Source organism: Pseudomonas sp. B16(2017), assembly GCF_002113205.1.
In the GTDB taxonomy this organism is placed as follows: Bacteria; Pseudomonadota; Gammaproteobacteria; order Pseudomonadales; family Pseudomonadaceae; genus Aquipseudomonas; species Aquipseudomonas pharyngis.
Genome location: NZ_NEKA01000015.1, coordinates 18,728 through 44,997 on the forward strand (window position 1 = coordinate 18,728; position 26,270 = coordinate 44,997).

General features: G+C 60.9%; 29 protein-coding genes. 15 read left to right on the forward strand and 14 right to left on the reverse strand.

All coding sequences use genetic code 11. The annotated features are described in order from the left end of the window. Window positions 1-53: 53 nt before the first annotated feature. Window positions 54-1,808 (reverse strand): L-lactate permease, encoded by a 1,755-nt coding sequence (locus CAG25_RS22685; RefSeq protein WP_085613017.1) that lies wholly within the window; start codon window positions 1,806-1,808, stop codon window positions 54-56. A gap of 234 nt (window positions 1,809-2,042) precedes the next feature. Between CAG25_RS22685 and CAG25_RS22690 the strand changes: the two genes are divergently transcribed. Further along, entirely contained in the window at window positions 2,043-2,249 is a 207-nt protein-coding gene (locus tag CAG25_RS22690; protein WP_064382340.1) for a hypothetical protein, read from the forward strand. 43 nt (window positions 2,250-2,292) lie between these two features. On the opposite strand, the gene CAG25_RS22695 is transcribed toward CAG25_RS22690, so the two are convergent. After that, complete coding sequence (locus tag CAG25_RS22695; protein WP_039770930.1) at window positions 2,293-2,565, reverse strand: hypothetical protein; 273 nt, start codon at window positions 2,563-2,565, stop codon at window positions 2,293-2,295. Between the two features lie 224 nt (window positions 2,566-2,789). Between CAG25_RS22695 and CAG25_RS22700 the strand changes: the two genes are divergently transcribed. Both CAG25_RS22700 and CAG25_RS22705 read left to right on the forward strand, forming a co-directional pair. Then, the gene (locus tag CAG25_RS22700; protein WP_085613018.1) at window positions 2,790-3,869 is read left to right on the forward strand and encodes a hypothetical protein; all 1,080 of its coding nucleotides are present in this window, start codon (window positions 2,790-2,792) and stop codon (window positions 3,867-3,869) included. A gap of 2 nt (window positions 3,870-3,871) precedes the next feature. Continuing rightward, the gene (locus CAG25_RS22705; RefSeq protein WP_064595389.1) at window positions 3,872-4,225 is read left to right on the forward strand and encodes a DUF1428 domain-containing protein; all 354 of its coding nucleotides are present in this window, start codon (window positions 3,872-3,874) and stop codon (window positions 4,223-4,225) included. 15 nt (window positions 4,226-4,240) lie between these two features. On the opposite strand, the gene CAG25_RS22710 is transcribed toward CAG25_RS22705, so the two are convergent. Next, a complete protein-coding gene (locus CAG25_RS22710; protein ID WP_007957125.1) occupies window positions 4,241-4,435 on the reverse strand; it encodes a hypothetical protein in 195 nt (64 codons plus the stop codon). 107 nt (window positions 4,436-4,542) lie between these two features. On the opposite strand from CAG25_RS22710, the gene thpR reads away from it, so the two are divergent. Further along, a complete protein-coding gene (gene thpR / locus CAG25_RS22715; protein WP_085613019.1) occupies window positions 4,543-5,082 on the forward strand; it encodes an RNA 2',3'-cyclic phosphodiesterase in 540 nt (179 codons plus the stop codon). A gap of 255 nt (window positions 5,083-5,337) precedes the next feature. Here the strand turns inward: thpR and CAG25_RS22720 are convergent, their stop codons facing one another. The 5 genes from CAG25_RS22720 to CAG25_RS22740 form a co-directional block, all read right to left on the reverse strand. Next, window positions 5,338-6,435 carry a polyamine ABC transporter substrate-binding protein gene (locus tag CAG25_RS22720; protein ID WP_039770922.1) on the reverse strand — a complete coding sequence of 366 codons (1,098 nt, stop codon included), beginning with the start codon at window positions 6,433-6,435 and terminating at the stop codon, window positions 5,338-5,340. Between the two features lie 69 nt (window positions 6,436-6,504). Next, window positions 6,505-7,389: an ABC transporter permease subunit gene (locus tag CAG25_RS22725; protein ID WP_007957119.1), complete on the reverse strand. Its 885-nt coding sequence runs from the start codon at window positions 7,387-7,389 to the stop codon at window positions 6,505-6,507. Next, complete coding sequence (locus tag CAG25_RS22730) at window positions 7,386-8,300, reverse strand: ABC transporter permease subunit (protein WP_085613020.1); 915 nt, start codon at window positions 8,298-8,300, stop codon at window positions 7,386-7,388. The genes CAG25_RS22725 and CAG25_RS22730 overlap by 4 nt, the downstream gene beginning before the upstream one ends. Next, complete coding sequence (gene potA, locus CAG25_RS22735) at window positions 8,297-9,439, reverse strand: polyamine ABC transporter ATP-binding protein (protein ID WP_007957110.1); 1,143 nt, start codon at window positions 9,437-9,439, stop codon at window positions 8,297-8,299. The genes CAG25_RS22730 and potA overlap by 4 nt, the downstream gene beginning before the upstream one ends. Window positions 9,440-9,658: 219 nt before the next feature. Beyond that, window positions 9,659-10,420 carry a gamma-glutamyl-gamma-aminobutyrate hydrolase family protein gene (locus tag CAG25_RS22740; RefSeq protein WP_085613021.1) on the reverse strand — a complete coding sequence of 254 codons (762 nt, stop codon included), beginning with the start codon at window positions 10,418-10,420 and terminating at the stop codon, window positions 9,659-9,661. Between the two features lie 282 nt (window positions 10,421-10,702). On the opposite strand from CAG25_RS22740, the gene CAG25_RS22745 reads away from it, so the two are divergent. From CAG25_RS22745 to CAG25_RS22760, 4 genes are all read left to right on the forward strand, one after another. Continuing rightward, window positions 10,703-12,079 carry a glutamine synthetase family protein gene (locus tag CAG25_RS22745; RefSeq protein WP_085613022.1) on the forward strand — a complete coding sequence of 459 codons (1,377 nt, stop codon included), beginning with the start codon at window positions 10,703-10,705 and terminating at the stop codon, window positions 12,077-12,079. Window positions 12,080-12,267: 188 nt separating this feature from the next. Next, window positions 12,268-13,758 (forward strand): aldehyde dehydrogenase, encoded by a 1,491-nt coding sequence (locus tag CAG25_RS22750; protein WP_085613023.1) that lies wholly within the window; start codon window positions 12,268-12,270, stop codon window positions 13,756-13,758. A gap of 53 nt (window positions 13,759-13,811) precedes the next feature. Beyond that, entirely contained in the window at window positions 13,812-15,095 is a 1,284-nt protein-coding gene (locus CAG25_RS22755; RefSeq protein WP_085613024.1) for an FAD-binding oxidoreductase, read from the forward strand. Between the two features lie 343 nt (window positions 15,096-15,438). After that, window positions 15,439-15,987 (forward strand): cupin domain-containing protein, encoded by a 549-nt coding sequence (locus CAG25_RS22760; protein WP_007957093.1) that lies wholly within the window; start codon window positions 15,439-15,441, stop codon window positions 15,985-15,987. Between the two features lie 137 nt (window positions 15,988-16,124). On the opposite strand, the gene CAG25_RS28485 is transcribed toward CAG25_RS22760, so the two are convergent. Together CAG25_RS28485 and CAG25_RS22765 are read right to left on the reverse strand one after the other, a co-directional pair. Continuing rightward, the gene (locus CAG25_RS28485; protein WP_143492976.1) at window positions 16,125-16,487 is read right to left on the reverse strand and encodes a hypothetical protein; all 363 of its coding nucleotides are present in this window, start codon (window positions 16,485-16,487) and stop codon (window positions 16,125-16,127) included. Between the two features lie 247 nt (window positions 16,488-16,734). After that, complete coding sequence (locus CAG25_RS22765; RefSeq protein ID WP_085613025.1) at window positions 16,735-17,010, reverse strand: fructose-bisphosphate aldolase; 276 nt, start codon at window positions 17,008-17,010, stop codon at window positions 16,735-16,737. A 591-nt stretch (window positions 17,011-17,601) separates the two neighbouring features. On the opposite strand from CAG25_RS22765, the gene CAG25_RS28725 reads away from it, so the two are divergent. From CAG25_RS28725 to CAG25_RS22795, 6 genes are all read left to right on the forward strand, one after another. Further along, window positions 17,602-18,027 (forward strand): hypothetical protein, encoded by a 426-nt coding sequence (locus CAG25_RS28725; protein ID WP_085613026.1) that lies wholly within the window; start codon window positions 17,602-17,604, stop codon window positions 18,025-18,027. A 62-nt stretch (window positions 18,028-18,089) separates the two neighbouring features. Further along, a complete protein-coding gene (locus tag CAG25_RS22775; RefSeq protein WP_007957072.1) occupies window positions 18,090-18,503 on the forward strand; it encodes a hypothetical protein in 414 nt (137 codons plus the stop codon). Between the two features lie 201 nt (window positions 18,504-18,704). After that, entirely contained in the window at window positions 18,705-19,094 is a 390-nt protein-coding gene (locus CAG25_RS22780; protein WP_085613027.1) for a hypothetical protein, read from the forward strand. A 15-nt stretch (window positions 19,095-19,109) separates the two neighbouring features. Beyond that, window positions 19,110-19,532 carry an HD domain-containing protein gene (locus CAG25_RS22785; RefSeq protein WP_064382327.1) on the forward strand — a complete coding sequence of 141 codons (423 nt, stop codon included), beginning with the start codon at window positions 19,110-19,112 and terminating at the stop codon, window positions 19,530-19,532. A 27-nt stretch (window positions 19,533-19,559) separates the two neighbouring features. After that, complete coding sequence (locus CAG25_RS22790; RefSeq protein WP_085613028.1) at window positions 19,560-20,579, forward strand: AbrB family transcriptional regulator; 1,020 nt, start codon at window positions 19,560-19,562, stop codon at window positions 20,577-20,579. 79 nt (window positions 20,580-20,658) lie between these two features. Continuing rightward, a complete protein-coding gene (locus CAG25_RS22795; RefSeq protein ID WP_064595416.1) occupies window positions 20,659-21,099 on the forward strand; it encodes a YMGG-like glycine zipper-containing protein in 441 nt (146 codons plus the stop codon). Here the strand turns inward: CAG25_RS22795 and CAG25_RS22800 are convergent. The 3 genes from CAG25_RS22800 to CAG25_RS22810 are packed head-to-tail and all read right to left on the reverse strand — an operon-like array spanning window position 21,084 to window position 24,742. Continuing rightward, window positions 21,084-22,109 carry a DUF2955 domain-containing protein gene (locus tag CAG25_RS22800; RefSeq protein ID WP_085613029.1) on the reverse strand — a complete coding sequence of 342 codons (1,026 nt, stop codon included), beginning with the start codon at window positions 22,107-22,109 and terminating at the stop codon, window positions 21,084-21,086. The genes CAG25_RS22795 and CAG25_RS22800 overlap by 16 nt on opposite strands. Then, complete coding sequence (locus CAG25_RS22805; RefSeq protein WP_085613030.1) at window positions 22,099-23,196, reverse strand: HlyD family secretion protein; 1,098 nt, start codon at window positions 23,194-23,196, stop codon at window positions 22,099-22,101. The genes CAG25_RS22800 and CAG25_RS22805 overlap by 11 nt, the downstream gene beginning before the upstream one ends. Then, entirely contained in the window at window positions 23,189-24,742 is a 1,554-nt protein-coding gene (locus CAG25_RS22810; protein ID WP_085613031.1) for an efflux transporter outer membrane subunit, read from the reverse strand. Before CAG25_RS22810 ends, CAG25_RS22805 begins: the two co-directional genes overlap by 8 nt. Window positions 24,743-24,873: 131 nt before the next feature. On the opposite strand from CAG25_RS22810, the gene CAG25_RS22815 reads away from it, so the two are divergent. Then, the gene (locus CAG25_RS22815) at window positions 24,874-25,389 is read left to right on the forward strand and encodes a transporter suffix domain-containing protein (protein WP_011333574.1); all 516 of its coding nucleotides are present in this window, start codon (window positions 24,874-24,876) and stop codon (window positions 25,387-25,389) included. Window positions 25,390-25,415: 26 nt separating this feature from the next. On the opposite strand, the gene CAG25_RS22820 is transcribed toward CAG25_RS22815, so the two are convergent. Further along, window positions 25,416-26,192, reverse strand: coding sequence for an NAD(P)H-dependent oxidoreductase (locus CAG25_RS22820; protein ID WP_085613032.1), 777 nt, complete (start codon window positions 26,190-26,192; stop codon window positions 25,416-25,418). Window positions 26,193-26,270 lie beyond the last annotated feature (78 nt).

Sequence of the window (26,270 nt, forward strand, 5' to 3'; positions counted from 1 at the left end):
TGGGTGTCGTGGCAGTGAGGCGGATCGCTCTCACAACCGAGACACCCAAGATCTCAATGCGCGCCGACCACCATGGACGTAAACGGCGCCACATACGCCTGCAACGTCACCAGACCGCCGACCAGAATCGCCAGCACGATGGAATGGAAGAACACGTAACGCAGGATTTCCCCTTCATGGCCGTACCAGCGAGTCGCCGTCGAGGCGACCACGATCGACTGCGCGTCGACCATTTTGCCCATCACTCCGCCGGAGCTGTTGGCCGCCGCCATCAGGACCGGGCTGATGCCCAGCTGCTCCGACGTCACCCGTTGCAGGCCGCCAAACAGCACGTTGGACGCGGTATCCGACCCGGTCAGCGCTACGCCAAGCCAGCCGAGCAAGGTGCCGAACATCGGGTAGAAAATCCCCGTGGCAGCGAATGCCAGCCCCATGGTCGCGTCCAGCCCCGAGTAGCGGGTCAGGAATCCCAGCGCCAGCATCGCGGCAATCGTGATCAGCGAAAAGCGCACGACCCACAGCGTGCGTAGGTACTGTTTGATCAGTTGCGGGATCGAGTAGCCCATCAGCAATCCACCGACAATCGCCGCGAGCAGGATGCCGCTGCCGGTGGCAGTGAACCAGGTGAACTTGTACACCGCCTCTTCAGCTTTCGGCGCGGCGACCACCGGCGGGACTTTTTCGATCTGCAGATGCAGGGAGCTGAAAGTCACGGCCGGGGCGAACACCGGATTGGCCTCGCGCAGCGGTTTGCCCTGCGGATCAAGCCTGGCCGATTGGGTAACGGGATCAATCGCCGGACGAGTGTCGAACATGTTCTTGAAACCCTGGGTGCCCCAGGCAAACACGAACACCGTGAGGATGATCCACGGCATCCACGCGCGCATCACTGCCGGGCGCGCCTGATCGCTGAATGCGGCGCTGGCCGTGACCTTTTCTTCTTCGACCTTCGAGTCGTCATGCCGCCCCGACAGCGCGGCCGAGGTGTGGACGGTTGCCGGTTTCCAGACCTTGAGGAACAACGTCAGGCAGGCCATGGAAATCAGCGCGGCGATCACATCCACCAGCATCGGCCCGTGGTAGTTCGAAACCAGAAACTGCGGGATGGCGAAACTGACGCCCGCCACCAGAATCGCCGGCCATACCTCCAACATCTTGCGCCACCCGGCGAAGGCCCAGATCAGCCAGAACGGCACCAGCACCGAAAAAAACGGCAGCTGCCGTCCCACCATCATCGAGAGCTCCATTTCATCCAGCCCGGTGACCTTGGCCAGCGTAATGATCGGTGTGCCCAGTGCGCCGAAGGCCACGGGCGCGGTGTTGGCGATCAGCGCCAGACCGGACGCTGCCAGTGGCGAAAAACCAAGACCGATCAGAATGGCGCCGGTCACCGCCACCGGGGTACCGAACCCGGCGGCTCCTTCGAAGAAAGCACCGAAACAAAAGGCGATCAGCAGCAATTGCAGGCGCCGGTCGTCGGTGATGCGGGCGAGCGAATCCTGCAACACCTTGAACGAGCCGTTCTCGGTGGTCAGGCGATGCAGAAAAATGATGTTGAGCACGATCCAGCCAATCGGCAGCAGCCCATTGGCCGCCCCGAACAGCGCCGCGGAACCGGCCATGTTAGCGGGCATGCCGAAGGCGAAGATCGAGATCAGCAGTGCCGAGGCCAGCGCCAGCAGTGCGGCCAGATGCGCCTTCACATGAAAGAAGGCCAGCGCCGCCAGCATCACCACCACTGGAACGGCGGCCATGATCGTGGAAATCACCGGATTGCCGAACGGGTCATAGACTTGTTGCCAGACCATGTCGCACCTCTACTTGTTGTTTTTGAGGGGCAGATCCTTTGCGCGTTGCAAGCAGTATAGGTGGCATTTGGCCGCCGCTCGGGCGAGGCGGGCGAGGCGATCAACGGTCATCGGCGGTCGGTGAATCATCGTCGTTTTCCCCGGTCGTATCTGCGGCAGCGCACACCGCGCCTTTTCGGTGCGGGCAGCGCTGCCGTTTCCGTCGTCAAGACCTTGGTTTTAGGGAAATTCTGAATGATGCGTGCAACAAGCCTGCTGCTGACCGTTTCCGCCGCTGTACTGCTGGGCGGCTGTGTGGCGGATTTCGATGATGACCATCGCCATGGCCGGCATTACGACCGCGATCATGGCCGTTATTACGATCATGACCGGCGCTGGGACGACCGCGATGACGACCGCCGCGACGGGCGTCGTTATCACCGCGACCGGGATGATGACTGACTGAAACGAAGAGGGCGTTCCCTTGCGGGAACGCCCTCTGGCATTAAAAATGAGCGCTCGCCCGGACGCTGGATCGCGCAGGCACTGAGGCCTCGATGTCCAGCAAATGGGTGGCGAGAATGTCGCTCAGAAAACGGAACTGATCGTTGAGGCCCACCACTTCATTGCTGAAATGATTGCTGGCGGCGGGCATCAACAGATCTTCGAAGGCTTCGTCGAACACCAGCGCTTGTGTCTTGCGCGACACGGCGTGCTGATCGTAGTAGTTGCTGCCGAAGACCGGGAAACTCACGGCGAGGGTGACGGTATTGATCATGATGTGAACTCCTCGTGCTGTGTGTTTCGGATGGGCTAATCGTGCCTTTGGCGAGCAACATGCGGAAGGCAATCGTCGCGATGGTGAATATCGACGGCATTGATGGTTGGACCGGCGCGTCCCTGACCAGCGGATAAACGGCGCACCGCACGCACCTATACTCATGTCATCTCTCTCCGGATTCTTCAGGTCTTGCGACCTAAGAACAGATAAGGACCGCCACCGTGAACCTGCGTGCGCTGCTCGTCGCCGCACTGGTGTTGCTGGCCGGCTGCGCCACCACGGCGCGGGCCCCGGTGACCGCGCCGGCGGTGGTGGTTTCGCCGGCGACCTGGCAGCAGATCGACCGGGAAATCGTCAGCGCCTCGAAACAGGCCACCGAGCAGGTCAAGGTATTCGCCCGTGGCTCGATGGAACATTGGCGCATTCGGGTCTATGAGCAAACTGAAGAAAATTTCATCCCGTGGTTCAGCAGCTACTGGACCCAGGAATGGCTGTCGATGAAGGTCAGCTGGTACACGATCAGTGCCAGCGGCGAGCAGGATGCCTCGGCCAAGCGTCTGGCGGCCTATCTGCTGGAGCAATATCAGGAACGGGTGCTGGCGCCGGTAGCGGTGGAGATCGACCCGGACGCGATCCTCGGCCAGTCCACCGCGTTCTACGCGCAACTGATGGCGCAGCAGATGCCGGTCATCGCCCAGCGCCACGGCGTGCCCATTGCCCAGCTCAACCGGCGATTGCAGAAAATCCCTGCCATCGCCCTTGGCCCGCCGCCGGCGAGGGATGCTTCGCTGTATCAGGTTGTCAGCACTGAACCGTTGAACACGCTGCCGGCCTACGCGGCGCTGATCGACAAGATTCACACCGACGGCGGCTCCAAAGGCGTGACCTCGACTGAGTCGGCCATGGCGCCGGTGGCCAAGCGCGCCAGCCAGCGCATGGAGGCGGAAATGGCCCCGCGCGGCGCGGCCAGCGCGGTGGCGGCCGCAGCCGGCAAACTGGCCGGGGCGCTGATTTCGGTCGGCGTGGCGGGCGTGCGCGCAATCATTCAGGCCAACGACCGCCCGGACAGTGAAGCGCTGATCCGCAGCAGCCTGGGCAACACCTTCGACAAGGCCTGGCTGAAACTGGTGCAAAACCCGACCACCGGCGTGATGGCCGGCACGCTGCACATGGCGGCGCAGGTCGAGGGCAATTTGGGCGGGCGAGATGAACCGTCGGTCGGGTTGGGCGTCAACCGTGTCGAATGGCGGCCGCCCGAGTCGACTACTCAGCAGATCGAACCCACCCTGCAAGGAGAATGATCATGGCTTACATCGATGTTTTCGTGGCGCCCGTGCCGAATGCCAACCGCGAACAGTACAAAAAACACTGCGAAATCGCCGCGAAGCTGTTCAAGGAATACGGCGCGCTGGAGGTGATTCAGGGCTGGGGCGATGACGTGCCGGACGGCAAGGTCACCTCATTCCCGATGGCCGTAAAACTCAAGGAAGGCGAAGTCGTATCGGCCGGTTGGCTGGTCTGGCCGGACAAGGCCACCCGCGACGCCGGCATGGCAAAAATGATGGAGGACCCGCGCATGCAACCGGACGTCAACCCGATGCCGTTCGATGGGCAGCGGATGATCTTCGGTGGCTTCAAGGACATTCTCGAGCCTTGATGCCGCGCCGCCGGGTCACTCCGCCGACGGGGTGATCCGGCAGCCTTTGCGGTTGCGGATCTGCTCGTCCGTCGGTCGCTCGCGGACGAATTCGAAACGTGGCTCACCTTCGCTGTAATGCACCAGCCAGCCCCATTCCAGTTCACTCTCATCCTGTCCGGGATTCGGCGGTCGGGCCCACCAGGGTTCTTTGCTGAGGATCTCGCGCATGACGTCCTCCGGTTGATGGCAATCGTTGAACTATAACCCCCATGCCGAGAGTCGCCAGAAACGGGCGTGTAGAATCCAGGGATCTCGACGAACGAAGGAGCGGGGCAATGACGGACGAAACGCGCGGGGATCAACCGGTCAAGCGGCTGTTCTTCGCACTGGACTGCCCGCCGGCACAGCGCAAGGCGATTGCCCAGTGGCGCAGCGAACTGGGTTTGCGTACCGGCAAACCGGTGCCGGCCGACAATTTCCACCTGACGTTGCTGTTTCTCGGCGCGGTGCCGTTGGCGCAGATTGGCGAGGTCTGCGAGGCGGCGGCGAAGGTGCGAACACCGGGGGAGGCGCTGAGGATTTCGCTGGATCGGTTGCAGGTCTGGCGGCGTGCCGGGGTGTTGTCGCTGGCGCCGGAGCAGGCGCCGCAGGGATTGCTGCGACTGGTGTATGCGCTGGAGCAGGCGATGTTGCCATTCGGGTTTGAAGAGGCGACGCGGGAGTATCGTCCGCACCTGACGCTGGCCCGCGACTATCGGGCGCCGGAACCGGAATCCGCCACTGCGCCAGAGTTTTTCCTGCGCGCTGAACGCTTTGCGTTGTTCGAATCCCACAAGGGCCGTTATCGCTCGCTGGCCGAATGGCCACTGATCTGAGCCGACAAAAAAAGGCGCCCGAGGGCGCCTGAATTCACCTGAACCGAGGAAGCCAGGTGAGGCCGTTCAGAGCAGGGGGCAGCGGTGGTAAGGCGCTGCGTGAACGGAAACTTGTAACTCTGATCGTTCCCACGTCGAGGCGTCGAACCGTCCGCGTGGGAATGCCTCAATGGACGCTCTGCGTCCGCTTTGGGACGCGGAGCGTCCCGGGCTGCATTCCCACGCAGAGCGTGGGAACGATCATCGGTGGTGCAATTACTTGCCGAGTTTCACGCGGGTCCAGCCCCGGGTCATGATCCGTTGCGTGGCAATCGGTTGATCCGGCACCGCATACAGCGTGGCCATCACCGCTTGCGGCGGGTACGACCCCGGGTCGTTGCGGATCGCTTCGTCCACCAGCGGCGTCGCGGCTTCGTTGGCGTTGCTGTAGCCGATGCTGTTGGTGACTTCGGCGATGATGTCCGGGCGCATCAGGAAGTTCATGAACAGGTAGGCGTTCTCGACGTTGGCGGCATCGCGCGGGATGGCGACCATGTCATAGAAACTGCCGGCGCCTTCCTTGGGAATGCTGTAGTCGATCTCGACCTTGTTGCCCGATTCCACCGCGCGGGCCTTGGCCTGCAGCACGTCACCCGAGTAGCCGACGGCCACGCAGATGTTGCCGTTGGCCAGATCGGAGATGTACTTCGACGAATGGAAATACGCCACCGACGGCCGGATTTTCATGAACAGCGCTTCGGCTTCGGCGATGTGCTTCACGTCCTTGTCGTTCACCGGATAACCCAGGTAGTGCAGGGCGGCCGGAAGCATTTCGGTCGGCGAGTCGAGGAAACTGATGCCGCAGGCCTTCAACTTCTCGGCGTTCTCCGGTTTGAACAGCAGGTCCCAGGAATTGGTCGGCGCATTCTTGCCGAGCACTTCCTTGACCTTGTCCGGGTTGAAGCCGATGCCGATCGAGCCCCACATGTACGGGAACGCATGGGCGTTGTCCGGATCACTGGCGGAGGCGTTTTTCAGCAGCACGGGGTTGAGGTTTTTCCAGTTTGGCAGCTTCGATTTGTCCAGAGTCTGGTAGACCCCGGCCTTGATCTGCTTGGCCAGGAAACTGTTGGACGGCACCACGATGTCGTAGCCGGACTTACCCGCGAGCAAACGTGCCTCAAGGGTTTCGTTGCTGTCGAACACATCGTAGGTCACGCGGATGCCGGTCTCGTCCTCGAACTTCTTGACGGTGTCCGGGGCGATGTAATCCGACCAGTTGTAAACGCGCAGCACCTTGTCGTTGGCCTGGGCGCCCGTGGCGATTGCGCCCAATAAGGACAGTGTCAGCAGAGTCCTGCCAAACATTTTCATCGGTGAAACTCCATTCTTTTTATTCAGAAGCTTTTAAGCCAAAGCGCAAAGCCGTAAAACGCGACGGCCCTAGGCCGTCGCTGCCACTCGTTGAGGTTGCGGTTGCTGCCACGATTCGTTGGCGGTCTGATCCATCGCTTCCTGAATCGCCCGCTTGCGGTTGGCTTCTGCCTTGCGGCCGAAGTACCAGACCAGGAAGGTCACCAGCGACACTGCCAGCAGAATCAGGCTGGCCACGGCGTTGATCTCGGGCTTAACGCCCAGACGCACGGCCGAGAACACTTCCATCGGCAGGGTGGTGGAACCCGGGCCGGACACGAAGCTCGCCAGCACCAGATCGTCCAGCGACAGCGCGAACGACATCATGCCGCCCGCCGCCAGCGACGGCGCGATCATCGGGATGGTGATCAGGAAAAATACCTTGAACGGTTTCGCGCCCAGATCCATCGCCGCTTCTTCGATCGACAGGTCCAGCTCGCGCAAACGGGCGGAGACTACCACCGCCACATAAGCGGCACAAAACGTGGTGTGGGCGATCCAGATGGTGACAATGCCACGCTCTTGCGGCCAGCCGATCAGTTGCGCCATCGCTACGAACAGCAGCAACAGCGACAGACCGGTAATCACCTCAGGCATCACCAGCGGCGCGGTGACCAGACCACCGAACAGCGTACGACCCTTGAAGCGCGTTACGCGGGTCAGCACGAAAGCGGCGAGGGTGCCCAGCGCAACGGCGGCAATCGCGGTGTAGCAGGCGATTTCCAGCGAGCGCACCACCGAGCCCATCAGTTGGGTGTTGTCGAGCAGGCCGACGTACCACTTCACCGACCAGCCGCCCCAGACCGTTACCAGTTTCGAGGCGTTGAACGAGTAGATCACCAGAATCAGCATCGGCAGATAAATGAACGTCAGGCCGAAGATCAGCATGAACTTTGCAAAACCGAAGCGTTTCATCCCCGTGCCTCCATCTCTTTGGCCTGGCTGCGGTTGAACAGCAGAATCGGCACAATCAGGATCAACAGCATCACCACCGCCAGCGCGGACGCCACCGGCCAGTCGCGGTTATTGAAGAACTCTTGCCACAGCACGCGACCGATCATCAGGGTCTCCGGGCCGCCCAGCAGTTCCGGAATCACGAACTCGCCCACCACCGGAATGAACACCAGCATGCAGCCTGCGATGATGCCGTTCTTGGCCAGCGGCACGGTGATTTTCCAGAAGTTGTTGAAGTTGCTCGAACCCAGATCCTGCGCGGCTTCCAGCAGGCTGCCGTCGTGTTTCACCAAGTTGGCGTAGAGCGGTAGCACCATGAATGGCAGGTAGGCATACACGACCCCAATATAGACCGCCGTGTTGGTGTTGAGGATCTCGATCGGGTGATCGGTGAGCCCGGTCCACATCAGGAACGCGTTAAGCAGGCCGTTGTTGCTGAGGATGCCCATCCACGCGTAAACGCGGATCAGGATTGCAGTCCAGGTCGGCATCATGATCAACAGCAGCAGGACGTTTTGCGTTTCCTTGCCGGTCTTGGTGATCGCGTAGGCCATCGGGAAACCGATCACCAGACACATCAGCGTACTGAGCAACGCCACCTTGAACGACCCGAGGTAGGCCGACAGGTACAGCTCGTCTTCGCCGAGCAGGGTGTAGTTGCCGATGTTCAGCAGAAGCTGGAATTTCTGTTCGGCGTAGGTGTAAATCTCCGAGTACGGCGGGATCGACAGCGCGGCTTCCGAGAAGCTGATCTTCATCACCAAAAAGAACGGCAGCATGAAGAACAGGAACAGCCAGATGAACGGGATGCCGATGACGAACTTTCGCCCGCTGGGCACCAGGCGCAGGAATTGCTGATTGAAGGTTCTCATGAGCGCAGTACCACGCCGCTGTCGTCTTCCCACCAGACGTAGACCTTGTCGTCCCAGGTCGGCCGCGCGCCACGGCGTTCGGCGTTGGCCATGAACGACTGGACGATCTTGCCGCTCGGCAATTCGACGTAGAACACCGAATGGCCGCCGAGGTAGGCGATGTCATGCACCTTGCCTTCGGACCAGTTGTAGCGGGTCTCGGGCTTGATCGTGCTGACGAGCATTTTTTCCGGGCGGATCGCGTAGGTGATCGACTTGTCCTGCACCGACGTGCTGACGCCATGACCGACGTAGATCTTTTGCTGCAAGTCCGGGCTGTGAATGATCGCGTGACCTTCAAGGTCCTCGACCACGGTGCCGTCGAAGGCGTTCACGTTGCCGATGAACTCACACACCATGCGGCTGACCGGCGCTTCATAGATGTCGACCGGGCTGCCGATCTGGGCGATCCAGCCCAGGTGCATGATCGCGATGCGCTCGGCCATGGTCATGGCCTCTTCCTGGTCGTGGGTCACCATCACGCAGGTCACGCCGACGCGCTCGATGATTTCCACCAGTTCCAGCTGCATCTGCGAACGCAGTTTTTTATCCAGCGCGCCCATCGGTTCGTCGAGCAGCAACAGCTTCGGCCGCTTGGCCAGTGAGCGGGCGAGGGCCACGCGCTGACGCTGGCCGCCGGACAGTTGATGCGGACGACGTTTGGCGTATTGGGTCATGTGGACGAGGCGCAGCATTTCTTCGACGCGGGCGTCGATTTCGCTGGCCGGCAAACGGTCCTGCTTGAGGCCGAAGGCGATGTTCTGCGCGACAGTCATGTGCGGGAACAGGGCGTAGGACTGGAACATCATGTTGATCGGCCGCTCGTACGGCGGCATGTCGGTGATGTCGACACCGTCGAGCAGAATGCGTCCTTCAGTCGGCCGTTCGAAACCGGCGAGCATGCGCAGCAGGGTCGATTTGCCCGAGCCGGAGCCGCCGAGCAGGGCGAAGATTTCACCCTGATGGATCTCCAGGGACACATCGTCCACCGCAGTGGTTTCATCGAACTTCTTGGTGACTCGATCGACTTTCACCAGAACCTTTTTCGGTTGCTGATGACCTTCAAGAGCCTTCCTGTAAGTGCTGGAGGCGTTTGCCATGTGAAACTCCCAACAGGTTTCAGTCGCCGGGCCAACGCGGCCTGGCTTAAGAGTGGATTGCAGACCCGCACCGTGCGGGTTGTTCGGCGCCGCCGTCCTGGCTGCCGGGTGGTGCTTTTTGTTTTCGCGGTGTGTTGCTGATCGCGGATGACGGATGCGCAAGCGCGCAGCCGCCGACCCCGCGGGGGCAGTAAATGGTTTTGCAATCGTTGGGTGGCGTCAGCGCTGGTTGCGTCGCGCCGCACGCTGGCGGCAGGCCTCGCCGAACGCCTGGAAAATCCGCAGGTAATTCGGGTTGTCCAGCACTTGCCATTCCGGGTGCCATTGCACGCCGAGGGCGAAGGTCGGGCTGTGCTCCACCGAGACCGCCTCGATCAGGCCATCCGGCGCCACGGCTTCGGCGCGCAGGCCGGGCGCGAGGCGGTCGATGCCCTGACTGTGAATCGAGTTGACCTGGAATTCACCCGGCAGCTCCAGCGCTTCGAACACGCCACCCGGCAATACCTTCACGGCGTGGGCCGGGGCGTATTGCACGGCGACGTCCGGGCTGTCGGCTTCGCGGTGATCGAGCATGCCCGGCAGTTCATGCACCTTCTGGTGCAGGCTGCCGCCGAACGCCACGTTCATTTCCTGAAAGCCGCGGCAAATGCCGAGTACCGGAACGCCCGCCGCGATGGCTGCACGTAATAGAGGAAGGGTAGTGGCATCCCGCGCCGGATCGTGATCCGTGCCGGGAGCGCTGTCCGGGCCCTGATAGTGGAAGGGTTCCACATTGGACGGCGAGCCGGTCAGCAACAGACCGTCGAGCTGACCCAGCAGGTCTTCGATTTCAGTCAGTTTGCCAAGGGAAGGAATGACGACGGGCAACCCCAGCGCCGCAACGCTGACAGCGCGAACGTACTTGTCGCCGCTGATGTGATAGGGGTGCAGGCCAATCTGTTTGACGCACGCAGTAACGCCGATCAATGGCTTGAATGCCATTTTTATTCACCTCGAAGTTTGACACTTGAACGAGCTTTTCCGGAGCTTAGCGTCGTTGATTTTAATTAACAACTCCCATGTAAAAAATTCTAAACGCCGTTCATCAAATCTTCATGATTCACGGGTCTCTGGCGCCGCCATTGGCACGTGAGTGTTAAAAAAAGCCCGAAAAATAAACGCTGAGCGGCCCTGTGTTCGCTATTGACTTCACTTTGCCGTTCGGGTTGACTGGCTCCGCGAAACAGCAGTGAACATAATAATTAACAGCTAAATAGGTGCATCATGTCGGTCCCTCTGCGTGCCGTTCAACTCAACGAAGCAAACGCATTCCTTAAGAAACATCCTGAGGTTTTGTACGTCGATCTTCTGATTGCAGACATGAACGGTGTGGTGCGCGGCAAGCGCATCGAGCGCACCAGTCTTCACAAGGTTTACGAGAAAGGCATCAACCTGCCGGCCTCGCTCTTTGCCCTCGACATCAATGGCTCCACGGTGGAAAGCACCGGCCTGGGCCTGGACATCGGCGACGCCGACCGCATCTGCTACCCGATCCCCGGCACCCTGAGCATCGAGCCCTGGCAGAAGCGTCCGACCGCGCAACTGCTGATGACCATGCACGAGCTGGAAGGCGAGCCGTTCTTTGCCGACCCGCGTGAAGTGCTGGCCAACGTGGTGCGCAAGTTCGACGCACTGGGCCTGACCATCTGCGCCGCGTTCGAACTCGAGTTCTACCTGATCGACCAGGACAACGTGAACGGCCGTCCGCAATCGCCGCGTTCGCCAGTGTCCGGTAAGCGTCCAGTCTCGACCCAGGTTTATCTGATTGACGATCTCGACGAATACGTCGACTGCCTGCAAGACATCCTCGAAGGCGCGAAAGAGCAGGGCATTCCTGCCGACGCCATCGTCAAGGAAAGCGCCCCGGCGCAGTTCGAAGTCAACCTGCATCACGTGTCCGACCCGATCAAGGCGTGCGACTACGCCGTCCTGCTCAAGCGTCTGGTGAAGAACATCGCCTACGACCACGAGATGGACACCACCTTCATGGCCAAGCCGTATCCGGGCCAGGCGGGCAACGGACTGCACGTGCACATTTCGATTCTGGACAAAGAGGGCAACAACATCTTCGCCAGCGAGGATCCCGAGCAGAACGCCGCACTGCGACACGCGATCGGCGGTGTGCTGGAGACCCTGCCTGCGCAAATGGCGTTCCTCTGCCCGAACGTCAACTCGTACCGCCGCTTCGGCGCGCAGTTCTACGTGCCGAACTCGCCGAGCTGGGGCATCGACAACCGCACCGTTGCGGTACGAGTGCCGACCGGGTCCGCCGACGCCGTGCGTATCGAGCATCGCGTAGCCGGTGCCGACGCCAACCCGTACCTGTTGATGGCTTCGGTGCTGGCTGGTATTCACCACGGCCTGACCAACCAGATCGAACCGGGCGCGCCGGTGGAAGGCAACAGCTACGAGCAGAACGAACAGAGCCTGCCGAACAACCTGCGCGACGCCCTGCGTGAGCTGGACGACAGCGAAGTCATGGCCCGCTACATCGACCCCATGTACATCGACGTGTTCGTCGCGTGCAAGGAAAGCGAGCTGGCCGAGTTCGAGAACTCGATCTCTGACCTTGAGTACAACTGGTATCTGCATACCGTCTGACGCTCAAGCGCGATCTCGCTAACACCGCAAAACCCTGTGGGAGCGACGGTGCGACGATTCGACTTGCCCGCGAAGAGGCCATCACCTTCAACATTGAAGGTGACTGACCCGCCGTATTCGCGAGCAAGTCGCACCGTCGCCCCCACAGGGATATCGGTCACTAATTCTTATGTGTGAGTCACCCCCCCATGACCATGACCCGCAACGACTGGGAACAACGCTTCCAGTCCCTGACCCTCGAATCCCGTGCCTTCATCAACGGCGAATACCGCCCGGCCATCAGCGGCGAAACCTTCGAATGCCTGAGCCCCGTCGACGGCCGTTTCCTGGCCTCCGTCGCCAGCACCGATGAAGCCGACGCCAACCTTGCCGTTGAAGCCGCGCGCCAATCCTTCAATTCCGGCGTGTGGGCGAACAAGGCCCCGGCCGAACGCAAGCGCATCCTGATCCGCTTCGCCGACCTGATCCTGCAACACCAGGAAGAGCTGGCGCTGCTCGAAACCCTCGATATGGGCAAGCCGATCAGCGACTCGATGAGCATCGACATCCCGGCGACCGCCAACGCGATCCGCTGGAGCGCCGAAGCGATCGACAAGATCTACGACGAAGTCGCTGCTACTCCGCACGATCAACTCGGCCTGGTCACCCGCGAGCCGTCCGGCGTGGTCGCCGCCATCGTGCCGTGGAACTTCCCGCTGATCATGGCCAGCTGGAAATTCGCACCGGCGCTGGCGGCGGGTAACTCGTTCATCCTCAAACCTTCGGAAAAATCCCCGCTGACCGCGATCCGCATTGCGCAACTGGCGCTGGATGCGGGCATTCCGAAAGGCGTGTTCAACGTCCTGCCAGGCTTCGGCCACACCGTCGGCAAGGCGTTGGCGCTGCACATGGACGTCGACGTGCTGGCTTTCACCGGTTCCACCGCGATTGCCAAGCAACTGATGATTTATGCAGGCCTTAGCAACATGAAACGCGTCTGGCTCGAAGCTGGGGGCAAGAGCCCGAACGTGGTGTTTGCCGACGCACCGGACTTGCGCGCGGCAGCACAAGCGGCGGCCGGCGCCATTGCGTTCAACCAGGGCGAAGTCTGCACCGCCGGCTCGCGCCTGCTGGTGGAGCGTTCGATCCGCGAGCAATTCATCCCGCTGCTGGTCGAAGCGCTGCAAGCGTGGAAACCGGGTCACGCCCTGGATCCGGCGACCACCGTCGGCGCCGTGGTCGATCAGCGTCAACTGGACAACGTGCTGCGCTACATCAGCATCGGTCGGGAGCAGGGCGCCGAGCTGATCGCCGGCGGCCGCCGCACCCTCGAGGAAACCGGCGGCACCTACATCGAGCCGACGATTTTTGACGGCGTGACCAACGCCATGACCATCGCCAAGGAAGAAATCTTCGGCCCGGTGCTGTCGCTGATCACCTTCGACACCGTTGAAGAAGCACTGCACATCGCCAACGACAGCATCTTCGGCCTCGCCGCCGGGGTCTGGACCAGCAACCTGAGCAAGGCTCATACCTTCGCCCGTGGCCTGCGCGCCGGCAGCGTGTGGGTCAACCAGTACGACGGCGGCGACATGACCGCACCGTTCGGTGGCTTCAAACAATCGGGCAACGGTCGCGACAAATCGCTGCACGCGTTCGACAAGTACACCGAGCTGAAAGCGACCTGGATCAAGCTCTAATTCTATTTACAACGGTGGACGCCGGTTTTTCCGGCGTCCCTCGGAGAACAATAATGAAACAACAACACGTCAACAGTTATTACGCCGCCACCCGCAACGAAGTCATCGACTTCCCGACGCTTGAAGAGTCGGTGGAGTGCGATGTCTGCATCATCGGCGCCGGCTACACGGGCCTGTCCTCGGCGCTGTTCCTGAGCGAAGCCGGCTACAAGGTGACGGTGCTGGAAGCGGCGAAAGTCGGCTACGGCGCCAGCGGTCGCAACGGCGGTCAACTGGTCAACTCCTACAGCCGCGACGTCGACGTGATCGAAGAGCGCTACGGCGACAAGACCGCCGAAATCCTCGGCAGCATGATCTTCGAAGGCGCCGACATCATTCGTTCGCGCATCAAGGAATACGACATCAAGTGCGACTACCGCCCGGGCGGTATTTTCGCGGCGATGAACAACAAGCAGCTCAAGGGCTTGGCCGAGCAAAAACGTAGCTGGGAACGTTACGGCAATAAAAACCTGAAGATGCTCGACGCTGCGGACATTCGTCGCGAAGTCGGCTCGGACGCCTACGTCGGCGGTTTGCTGGACATGCAGGGCGGTCACATCCACCCGCTGAACCTGGCCCTCGGTGAAGCCGCCGCCATCGTGCGTCTGGGCGGCAAGATCTACGAACAGTCCGCTGCGGTGGAAATCAAGTACGGCGAACCCAACGTCGTGCGCACCGCCAAAGGCCAGGTCCGCGCCAAGTACCTGCTGATCGCCGGCAACGCCTACCTGCCGCAAGGCCTCGACAACCGCGTGACCGCCAAGAGCATGCCGTGCGGCTCGCAGATCTGCGTCACCGAACCGTTGACCGAGAAACAGGCCCGCAGCCTGATCACCAACAACTACTGCGTCGAAGACTGCAACTACCTGCTCGACTACTACCGCCTGACCGCCGACAACCGTCTGCTTTATGGCGGCGGCGTGGTCTACGGCGCCCGTGAACCGGACGACATCGAAACCCTGATCCGCCCGAAGATCCTCAAGACCTTCCCGCAGCTCAAGGACGTGAAAATCGACTACCGCTGGACCGGCAATTTCCTGTTGACCATGTCACGCATGCCGCAATTCGGCCGCATCGAGAAAAACGCCTACTACATGCAGGGCTACAGCGGCCACGGCGTCACGTGCTCGCACCTGGCCGGCAAACTGATCTCGGAAATGATCCGCGGTGACGCCGAACGCTTCGACGCCTTCGCCTCCCTGCCACACATGCCGATGATCGGCGGCCGCACCTTCTCCGCGCCACTGACCGCCCTCGGCGCCGTGTATTACTCGCTGCGCGACCGTTTCGGCATTTGATTTACCTCCCCGGCGGCGGTCCCGCACAGGCGCCGCCGGTTTTTTCTGACACCCAAGCTCAAACTGTGTGCGGGCTTGCTCGCGAAGAGACCATATCAGCCAATACTCATGTCGGCTGACACACCGCTTTCGCGAGCAAGCCCGCTCCCACAGTGACCGTATTACCAAGGCAAGAAGGACTTTTTACCCACCGTCCATCGAACCTGCTGAGCAACACCGACAAACGTGATTTAATAGCCGCCTTTCACGGTTCCGGGACACGGGAGCAACGTGATCCGCGCGCCTTGCGCGGCACCCGCCACCCACCCCCATCGCCCTTAAGTCGTTCTCACATAAGGCTGTCATGGATACGGGTTCTCGACTCAAACTAGTACGCGAAAGCTACAAACTCTCCCAGCGCGAGCTGGCCCGGCGTAGCGGCGTGACCAATGCCACCATCTCCCTGATCGAACAGAATCGTGTCAGTCCTTCCGTCAGCTCACTGAAAAAGCTGCTCGAAGGCATCCCGATGTCCCTGGCCGACTTCTTCACCTTCGACCAGCCCCCCCGCGAACACCAATACGTCTTCCGCGCCAACGAACAACCCGACCTCGGCCGCCACGGCCTGCGCCTGCTCCTGATCGGCGCCTCGGTCCCCAGCCGCCAGATGCGCTTGCTGCGCGAGCAATACGCACCGGGCGCGAGCTCCGGGGAAGAGCCGATTGTTCACTCGGAAGGTGAGGAGTGTGGGTTGGTGACCCGTGGCACCGTGGAGTTGACGGTGGATGGGCAGGTGAGCGTGTTGAGTGCGGGGGATGGGTATTACTTTCCGACGACGCTGCCGCACAAGTTCCGGAATATTGGGGCGGATGAGGCGGAGATTATTAGTGCGAATACGCCGGCGAATTTTTGATGATTCGCTTCGCGTTATGCAAGCTCTATTGTTGTCGGTTTTATTCAAAGCCATACCTATTACGCCAGGGGATGGCTTTGATTGATTTTTTATGATTAATGGGCTGGCGGTCCGAATTTTTCTAGGTTCTGACTTGCTTATTCGCCCCGATTTAGCTCCGCTGCCGTTACCCTTTGTGGCGTGTTTGACTCTTTGATAAAATCCATTTGAGCATAACCAGCACCATTTAGAGTGGCAGTCCAATTGTTAAAGGATGGCGCGCCGCCGACGTAGTCCGCTTCCCATCTCCAGGAACCATGTGAAGTATTGAATTGAAGTACTGTCTCATCTTGACCTTCCCCGTAAAAGTGGTAGTGGCCTGTCACTTTTTCCCACTTGTTTGTCTGAGCGTCGTGGAAGTAGCCGCTGCACCAACCGGTTGATTCGTTGAAGTTTTCAATCACAAGGCGGTATATGTTTCCGCTTCCGCCATCATAGTTTCCATTCAGTGGGTATGTCATTTTCAATCTCCAGTTTCGAAATGGGCGTGATTTCCAGAATGCATATTTCTGTGGAGTGATTGTGTTTTAGGTGAGAGATATTGTCACCTGTAATAAATGACAGGTTTTAATAACTTTCACTAATTGTGATTATTCCGATTGGTGCTTGTCCTTTCTTTTCAAGCGCCATGTACTTGGCAAGGCTTAAAACGGGCATAAAAGTTGAAAAGTTTAATTGTGTAAGTCCTTCAGCTTCCAGGCAAGAACATCAAAATCCTCGTTGCTCTATAACCCGAAACACGTCACTCACGTCCTGAATCAAGATTCTGGCGATGGTGCTGACGGTGTTGATGTCATGCTCGGCGTGGTCGGGGAGATGTATGCAGGCCATCAGATCCAAGTATTTCAGAACAGCATCGAGCCGTTCCCTAAGGCAGGCGTGAAGATCGCTCAGTGTGGTGTCGGCGTCGATGAGCAGGACAGGGTGGTCGGTAGCGGGATGGGACATCTTCGCGTGGCGGTGGAGCGGTGTTTTGATCGTCATATGGAAAGGTCTCTTGGTAAAGATGAGCCACCTTTCTGCTGCGAAACAAAGTGGGTGGCAGATGTGTGCGGGTTCGCAGACCGAGGAAGAGACCAAACCCGGCAGACCCGTAAGTCTCCCGCACACAACTGCCGTAAAACGTAATGCCGGCGAATTTTGCCAGAATTGTAGTTTGACGGTGTTAGTCAATTTTCCTTAGGGCTGCGAAACCCTATCGCCAAATTCGTTCAGCGACAGACCCACTCTAGGCACCGATTCCCACCGTCGCAATCAGCCTGTAGGACGTGAAATCACCACGTCTGGCCAGAGAGTTCGCTCGCGTTCGGCGGCGCAACCGGCGTAAATCAAGGGCTGCGGAGCAAAAGGGGAAAACGACTTGCCAGATTTCGGCCCGCTTCGCAGCCCCGCAAGAACAAGCTCCCTCACCACGCGGAGCAATTTCCTACGGCGTTTTCAGATCAAAAAACTCATCACACATTCCACCCCCGGAACTTTCCCCAAAACCGATGTCAATTTGATGGCGTGTCGCGACGCTCATTCATCGGCTCAAGCAGTGCCAGGCTGGTTCCTGGTCAACCAAGGAAGTGTGTGATGAGACTATTACTCGCAATGTTATTGATGTTCAGCGGCTACAGCTTTGCCAGTTGCGGCAACATTGATGACCACGATCAGCGCGCCTATTGCAATGCAAGGGAGAGCGGCAGCAGTTGCGGCAACATCGACAATCACGATCTGCGGGCGGCTTGTAACGCGGAGCAGGGCGGCAGTTCCTGCGGCAACATCGACGACCACGACCAGCGTGCCTACTGCAATGCCAAAAAGAGCGGCAGCAGCTGCGGCAACATCGATGATCATGACCTGCGTGCGCGGTGCAATGCGGAGCAGGGTGGCAGTTCCTGCGGCAACATCGACGACCACGACCAGCGTGCCTATTGCAATGCCACGACGGGCGGCAGCAGTTGCGGGAATATCGACAACCATGATTTGCGTGCGCGGTGTGAGGCCATGAAACGCTGATCTGGTTTTGATTGCTTTACCCAGTGCCAGGCTGTTTCCCGGCAAGCTCAAGGAAGTGTGAGATGAAACTGATTCTTGCGATGTTGTTGCTGTTCAGCGGTTACGTTTCCGCCAGTTGTGCCAGCATCACTGACCCAGACAAACGCAATTATTGCCAGGCCATGGAGGAAGGTAGCAGTTGTTATTCCATCGACAATTACGATTTGCGCACGGCCTGCCAAGCGGAGAAGGGTGGTTCATGCGCGGGTATCCAGGATCGTGACCAGCGCGCCTATTGCGACGCCAAGAAAGGCAGTAGTTGTGCCTCGATCGATAATTACGATCTTCGCACCGCTTGCGAAGGGGAGAAAGGCGGTTCATGCGCGAGTATCCAGGATCGTGACAAACGCTCCTTCTGTGAAGCGAAGCAGGGCAGCAGCTGTGCGAGCATCGGCGACGGGGATCTGCGCAACCAGTGTGAAGCCATGAAACGCTGATCCATCAACCTGAATCCAAACGCAAAAAGGGACACCCAGCGGTGTCCCTTTTTTGTGGGCGACTGAAACAAAATCCCCGGACTACCCATTCAAACTTTTCACTTGCCACGTCCCGGCTCATCGCCAAAGGTTCCCCCCACCAGCACCACGTCGTAGACTGCGAAACAAGTTGTAACGCCTCTCCCACGGACGGAACCGCGCATGATTCAAATCGGCAGCCGCAACAACGCCCCCACGCCGCAGCACAAAACTCAAGACATTTACATCTTCAGCATCGACCTGTCCCGTCCGGCAACCCCATTCTGCTTCGAGCAATCGATTGGCGGCGGGCATGGCGAGCAGGGCGGTGCGCGGTGGCTGGCGCTGCATGAGCTGGATGGTTGGCCCGGTGAATGGCGTGAGCATTTGAAGAAGGCCGGATGTGCCTGGGTAGCCGAGTTGCTGGACGCGCGTTCGGGGGAGAGTCAGGCTGATCTGGTCTCGCTGATCCTTCAGCGGTACGCCGAGCCGGCGCAGCCAGCCGGGCGTTTGCAGGCGATTGGGCGCTGGTTCAAGCGTCACTTCTATATTGGCGGCCGGTACGGCGTCTGACCCGAGGAAAAGCCCATGACTCAGACACTGGAACGCGCCATCGCCATTGCCGCCACGGCCCACGCGGGGCAGGTGGACAAGGGGGGGGCGCCGTATATTTTGCATCCGCTGAAGGTCATGTTGCGCATGAGCAGCCTGGAAGAGCGCATCGTCGCGGTGCTGCACGATGTGGTCGAGGACTGCGGCATCAGCCTGGAGGATTTGCGCAAGGAAGGCTTCAGCGAAGCGGTTTTGTCCGCCATCGAATCGGTGACCAAAGTGCCCGGTGAATCCTACGAGGACTTTGTCGAGCGCGCGGCGCAGAACCCGATCGGGCGGGTGGTGAAACTGGCGGATCTGGAAGAGAACAGCGACCTGTCGCGGATTGCCTCGCCGAGTTGGGAGGATCTGGAGCGGATCGAAAAGTATCGGCGGGCGATTGGACGGTTGCGCGCCTGACTCACTTGAATAGCCAGGAAGGCGACCATGAAATCCATTCTGTGTTTGTTGATTGCTGCCGGCTTCGGCGCACTGTTGCAGTTCGAAGGCGTGCCCCACGGTTTGCTGTTGGGCTCTATTCTCGTGACGGCACTGGTCGTCACCAAATTCAAATTCGCGCCAGCGACGCCCTATGGCTTGGGCTACATTCAGGTCACGCTGGGTATCGCCACCGGGTTGATGTTCGAAGCGTGGGACAGTGCGACGGTATCGACGATGTTGCCGAGCCTCGGCGTGTTGCTGCTGTGCCTGGCAGTGCAAGTGGCGCTGGCCGCCTGGTGGCTGTCGCGCGGTGCGGGGTGGAATCGAACGGATGCCTTGCTGGCGGTGTATCCGGGCGCGCTGGCAGCGGTGTTCGATTTGCTGGAATCGCATCAGGCGTCGAGCAAGGTGATCATCGTGCACTTGATGCGGCTGCTGCTGATCACGCTGCTGGTGAGTTTGCTGATTCCCGGAGCAGCACCGGCTGCGGCGACCGAAGTTGATCCGCTGTCGACGGGCATGGCATTGACCGTGCTGGCAGTGATCGGTTTGAGCGTGGTGGTCGGGCGTTTGCTGCTGGCCGTTGGCGTGCCGGCGCCGTTCATGTTGACGGCAATCATCATCACCGCCGCGTTCGTGAAATCAGGATGGCTGCAGGGCTTTCACATGCCGGACTGGAGTTTGAATCTGGCGGCGCTGATTCTCGGTGTGCGGATTGGTTCGCGATTCCAAGGGCTTGGCCTCGCGGAGCTGGGACGTCACGGCCGCACGGCGCTGGTATCGGTCGGTTTGATGATTCTGGTGGCGGCGGTTTTTGCATTGGCGGCCGCGCGGTTGCTGGGCAGCGATGCGTTGTCGCTGTGGCTCGCGTACATGCCAGGAGCAATCGAAACCATCGCAATCGTGGCGTTCGCCGGCGGGCTGAATGTGGTGTTTATCCTCACTCACCATCTGGCGCGAATGGTGGTACTGCACTTCGCGCCGGCGTTGCTGGTGCAGGTTCGGCGGGTGCGGGAAGACGTTTGAACACGGGCTTTGCGCCCCGTGAACTACACTCCCAGATTACCCCGCCCCCCAGGCAAACCCCGCCGCGTCGGAGGTCATCATGTTCCGCTTCTCACTCTTCATCGCAGCGTGCCTGTGCGCCACACAGGCCAGTGCTGAATCCGTCGTCCCGCTCAAGGGTCAGACTTCCCAGCAAACCCAGATCGACATCAACGATTGCCATTCCATCGCGTCCACCTCAACCACGTCGACACCCCAGGCCGGCGGTCGGTTGAAGGGCGCTGCCGTGGGTGCCGCTGCCGGCGCTACTGCCGCTGAAGTGCGCGGGCGTCAGCACGACGAGTTCTATGAAGCCGTGGACGATGACCGCAAGCAGGATTATCGCCAGAACCGAGCCAAAGAGACGGCTGCCGCCGGTGCGGTGGTCGGTGGTGCGCGGCAGCGGCAGGATCGGCGTGAGCAGCGGCGGACCGATGCTTCAGCCAGTTCAAGCGCCTACACCGGTTGCCTGCAAGGGCGGGGTTATCAGGTCACGCCCTGACGGTTTTCCCGGTGCGCGACGAGCAGGTGCATCATCACGCCGCTGTAGAGCGTCACCAGAATGAACAACCCCATGCGCACCGCGAAGGCGGTGTAGACGTCCTTGCCCGCCGCGCTGTCCTCAACGGACTGACCGAGCAGGATGATCATGGTGATCAGGGTGTTGAGCCAGAACCCCGGGGTGAGTTGCGTCGGGTGCAGCCGATAGAGTTTGCGCGCCAGAAACAGCCCGAACAGCAGCATCCAAAGAAAGAACATCCACAAGTGCACGAACAGGCTCAACGCGCACCAGAACAGCACCGCCAGCAGTCCGCCGAGCAAGGTTGAGCCGAGCAGTTCGCGCCCGGCATGGTGGGTGCGAGTCGTGGTGCTCTGCTGGCCGAGGCTGACGGCTTTGAGGATGATCGGCAGGTAGCTGGCCGGGTCGATCAGCACCAGCAGGAAGGTCGGCAGCACGATCAATGTTGCGCGCATCGCTACGCGAGGCACGTCTTCGGCGGGCAGGGCGGGAGCGGGTGGTGGCGCGGGGCTGTTGGCCGGTTCCGGGAACAGGACGTGGCTCAAGCCGACGATGATGACGGCCAGCAACAGGCCTTTGACCAGCGCGCCGATCACCGCCATGGCCAGCTCGAATGAGGCGAAGCCGGCGGCGGAGATCATGGTCATGCCGATCACCAGAAACGTCATGATCAGCACGTTGCCGCCGCGCAAGCCGTAGGTGAACACCAGAAACAGTCCGACACCGATCAGCAGCACGCCGCACACCGGGTAATAACGCAGCAACGGCACCAGCAACAGCCCGAGACTGGTTGTGAATGCGGCGACCAATGTCAGCACCAGCGCCATTTTGACTGGCAACGGTTGAGGCATGCTGGCCAGCAGCAACACCGCGAGCACCGGCGACAAAAACGACAGCGGCAAGGCGAGGCCGTAACTGGCGGCGGTGCACAACGCCGTGCCGCAGGCCAGGCGCAAGGCACGTTGCGCCGGAACGCTGCGTTCAGTAGGCATACGATAGCCAGCTCATCAACCAGACAAACATCCGCCCGAGTGGATTGAGCAGATTGCCCTCGCTCGGAAACGCCATGACTTCCGCCTGCCCGCCGGCGCGAATCGAACGGCTCTCGAACAGGCGCTTTTTCGCCTCTTCGCTGAACTCGATGATCACCGGAAAACGCTGGGCCGGACGCAGCCAGTCGCGGCTGTTCTGGATTGTCGGCAGGGTGCCGGGCGGCGGCGTCTGGCCGACGCTGACGCCATAACCGACGCTGCGCACCCGGCCATCGAGCACTTCGCCGGGCAGGGCGTCGAGGATGATCGATACTGGCGTGCCGGGCTTGATTCGGCCGAGATTGTTTTCGGTGAGGTCGGCGCTGACCCACACGTCCTGGATCGTGATCAGCGTCATCACCGGGCTGCCGGCAGCGGCGAACTGGCCGACATCGGTACGCAGGTCGGTGATCAGGCCCGCCGAACGCGCACGAATGCGGGTGTTGGCCAGATCCAGTTCGGCCTTGGCCAGCGTGGCGGCGGCGCTGAGCAGTTTGGCGTTGGTGTCGGTGTTGCCGCCTTCCTGCTCCTGGGCGCGCAGTACTTCGGCCCGAGCGGCGGCGACCTGGCTGACAGCGGCCTCGTGATTGGCCCGGGACACTTCCAGCAGCCGAACCGAAACCGTGCCCGGATCTTCTTTGTACAAGCCTTCCAGCCGTCGATTGTCCTGGCGCGTTTTGAGTTCATTGGCTTGCGCGGCCCGCAACGACGCCTGTGCCGAAGCGATGCCCGCGGTGCTGGCGCCGACCGTGCGCCGGGTGTTTTCCAGATCGGCGCGGGCCCGGTCGACAGCAATTTGCAGCGGCTGCGGATCGAGTTCGAAAAGGATGTCGCCGGCCTGCACGTCCTGATTGTTGCGCACGTTGACCTTGATCACCCGGCCCGCGACTTCCGCCGCCACCGGGATCACGAACGCGCCGACCCGCGCTTGCTGGGTGTAGGGCGTAAAACGGTCGGCCAGCAGATACCAGACCAGGCTCAGCACAATCACCAGCAGCACCCAGCGGATGCCTTTTTTCGCCGGATCCGGCGGCGCTTCATCACTCATGGCGGTCTACCTGCGAGGGAATCGGATAGGTCGGTTGCGGCGGCGGGGCGCTCAGCAGATCGCCCCAGTCGGTGCGTTGCTGCATCTGCTGCCGGGTCGCTGAATCAATCTGCGGCCCGGCGCTTTGCCAGCCGCCGCCCACGGCGCGGTACAGGGCGATCAGGTTGCTCACGGCGTTGCTGCGGCTGACCAGATAGTTGTCCTGTAGCTCCAGCAACGCGCGCTGGGCGTCGAGCACCCGTTGAAAGTCCGAATAGCCTTCGCGATATTGGGTATTGGCCAGCACCAGCGAACGCCGCGCCGCGCCTTCGGCCTCGCCGAGAATGCGTTCGCGCTCCAGCGCTTTGGTCAGGCCGCTGGCGGCGTCGTCGGCCTCGCGGGCAGCCTGGCGGACCTTGTCGCGATAGGCTTCGATCAGTTGCTGCAAGCGCGCATCCTGCACGCGAATGTTGTTGTGAATGCGACCGTAATCGAACAGGTTCCAGCGCAGGCTCGGGCCGCCGATCAGATCGAGGCTGCGCGGGGTGGCGCCGAGGGTGTCGCTGGACCAGACGATGCTGCCGAGCAGGGTCAGCGAGGGATACAGATCGGTCTCGGCCACGCCGACCAGCGCCGATTGCGCGGCAACGTTCAGCTCTGCCGCGCGGACATCGGGACGGCGCAGCAGCAGGTTGGCTGGGACATCCTGCAACACGGCGCGATCCACCAGCGGAATCAGCCCCGGTTGCTCCGCCAGAAACGCCGCGCCACCGGGCGGCTGGCCGACCAGCACCGCCAGCGCATTGCGGGTGCGCAGCAACTGGTCTTCGAAAGCCGGAATGCTGCTCAGGGTGCCGAGGTATTGGGTTCTGGCCTGTTGCAGGTCGAGTTCGGCGGTCTGGCCGCTGCGAAAGAGTTTTTCGGTGATCTCGAAATTGCGTTTTTGCTGGGCGGCATTTTCCCGTGCGACCCGCAGCCGGGCTTCGGTGGTGCGCAGGGCAAAGTAGGTGTCGGCCACTTGAGCGCGCAGCAGCACGAGGGCGTCTTCGTAGTTGGCCTGGGCGGCGAAGTAGCTGGCGTCGGCGGATTCGATGGCGCGGCTGAAACGACCCCAGAAATCCAGTTCCCAGCCGACATCGAATGCGGCGCTGTGCTGCCAGAAGTGCAAGTCCTGCGGGTTGTTACCGCCGGACTGACGGCGGTCGATGTACAGGCTGTCGGCGCTGGCCTGTTGCAGCTGCGGGTAGCGACCGCTGTCGGCGATGCCCAGTTGCGCGCGGGCTTCGCGGACCCGCAGGCCGGCGATTTTCAGGCTGCTGTTGCGGGCTTCGGCGTCGCTGATCAAACGGTCGAGGATCGGATCGGCAAACACCTGCCACCACTGGCGCAGATCCGGCACGGTGCCGCGTTCGCTGGCCTGCTCGAGCGCCGGACTTTGCCACTGCTTGCTCCAGTCCTGCGCCGGTGGCTGGAAATCCGGGCCCAGCCGCAGGCAGCCGCCAAGGCTCAGCGCACCGAGCAACAGCAGGTGGCCGGGACGGATCAGCAGGGCTGGCGTTGCAGGCATACCGGGAGGCCCCAGCGGGAAATGTCACTGGAGCATAGACCGCAGATTGCGGGTTGTTCGAAGCAATCAGCTGCTACGCTTTTTCATGCGAACGCCACCGAACCCCGCCCCGGATAAAAAGGTAGGAAGCCATGGACACTGCTCAAGAACCGCTTGCCCCCACCAGCGCCAGTTGGCGTTTCAAGGTCGGCGTGGCAATCATCTGCCTGATGCTCGGTTCGTGGCTGATGGTGCCGATTGCCGCCGCCCTCGACGTGCCGGGCTCGAAAGTCGCGGCGCTGACCGGGGTGCTGTTCATCAGCAATAAAGTGCTGTTGCTGCTGGTGATCGCGGTCATGGGCAAGGCCGGGTTCGCCGAACTCAAGCGCACGATCGGCCACTATATTTCCGGCGTGATTCCGACCCCGGTGGCCGAAGTCAGCCCGATGCGCCACAAGATCGGCGTGGTGATGTTCTGCCTGCCGCTGCTGTCGTCCTTCCTGGAACCTTATTTCGACAACTTCTTCCCCGGCGTGCGGCCCAACCTCTGGCAGATGCAGGCGCTGGGCGACTTGATGTTCGTCGGCAGCTTTTTCGTGCTGGGCGGCAATTTCTGGGACAAGGTGCATGCGTTGTTCGTGCGCAAGGCGCGGGTGGTGGCGGAATGAAAACAGGGGGCATAAGCCCCCCTGTGTCATTTGAGGTGGGCGGCGAAGCCCTCGCTGCCTGGCGCAATGTCGTCCTTTAAGGTCAGCGACGGAATCTCGTAATCACCGCCATTCTGCTGCCGATACGCGATCGGCCGCGTGCTCCACAGTTCATCGAGCCGCGTGCCCAGCGCCTCACAGGTCTGGGCAAACCGGGCTTCATCCATCCGGCTGGTGCGGTACACCACGAAGGGCGGCATCACGTCAAAGCCAGGGTAGTAGAGGATTCCGTGCTGGATGGGGAACAGCACGTCGTCGATCGGGCCGTTGATCCCGCGCGGGCTGTAGTGTGATTCCCAGCCTCCGGTGGTGACCATCAGCATGGCCCGCTTGCCTTTCAGGTGGCCTTCACCGTAGCGGTCGCCCCAGCGAGCATCGGAATGCTCGCCCACGCCGTAGGCAAATCCGTAGGCATACACGCGCTCGACCCAGCCCTTGAGAATCGCCGGCATGGAGAACCACCACAGCGGGAATTGCAGGATCAGTGCGTCGGCCCATTGCAGTTTTTCCTGCTCGCGGGCGATGTCGGCGGCTTGTCGGCCCTGCTCGAAAGCAAGTTTCGAATCGAGGGAGGCGTGAAACGGCCGGGTCGTGTCGCGACCGGGACTGTCGTCGGCGTCGAGGGTGGTTTTCCAGTTCATCGCATAGAGGTCGGAGACCTGCACGGTATGGCCGGCGGCTTGCAGGCGCTGGACGGTGAAGTCTTTGAGCGAGCCGTTGAGTGAGGTCGCTTCGGGATGGGCATAGACCAGAAGTACATTCATGTTGAAGCTCCGTTGCTGTGTGACAGCAGGATCGACGTTTGCCGGGTATATTGGAAATGAATGTCTGATATGTCTGGT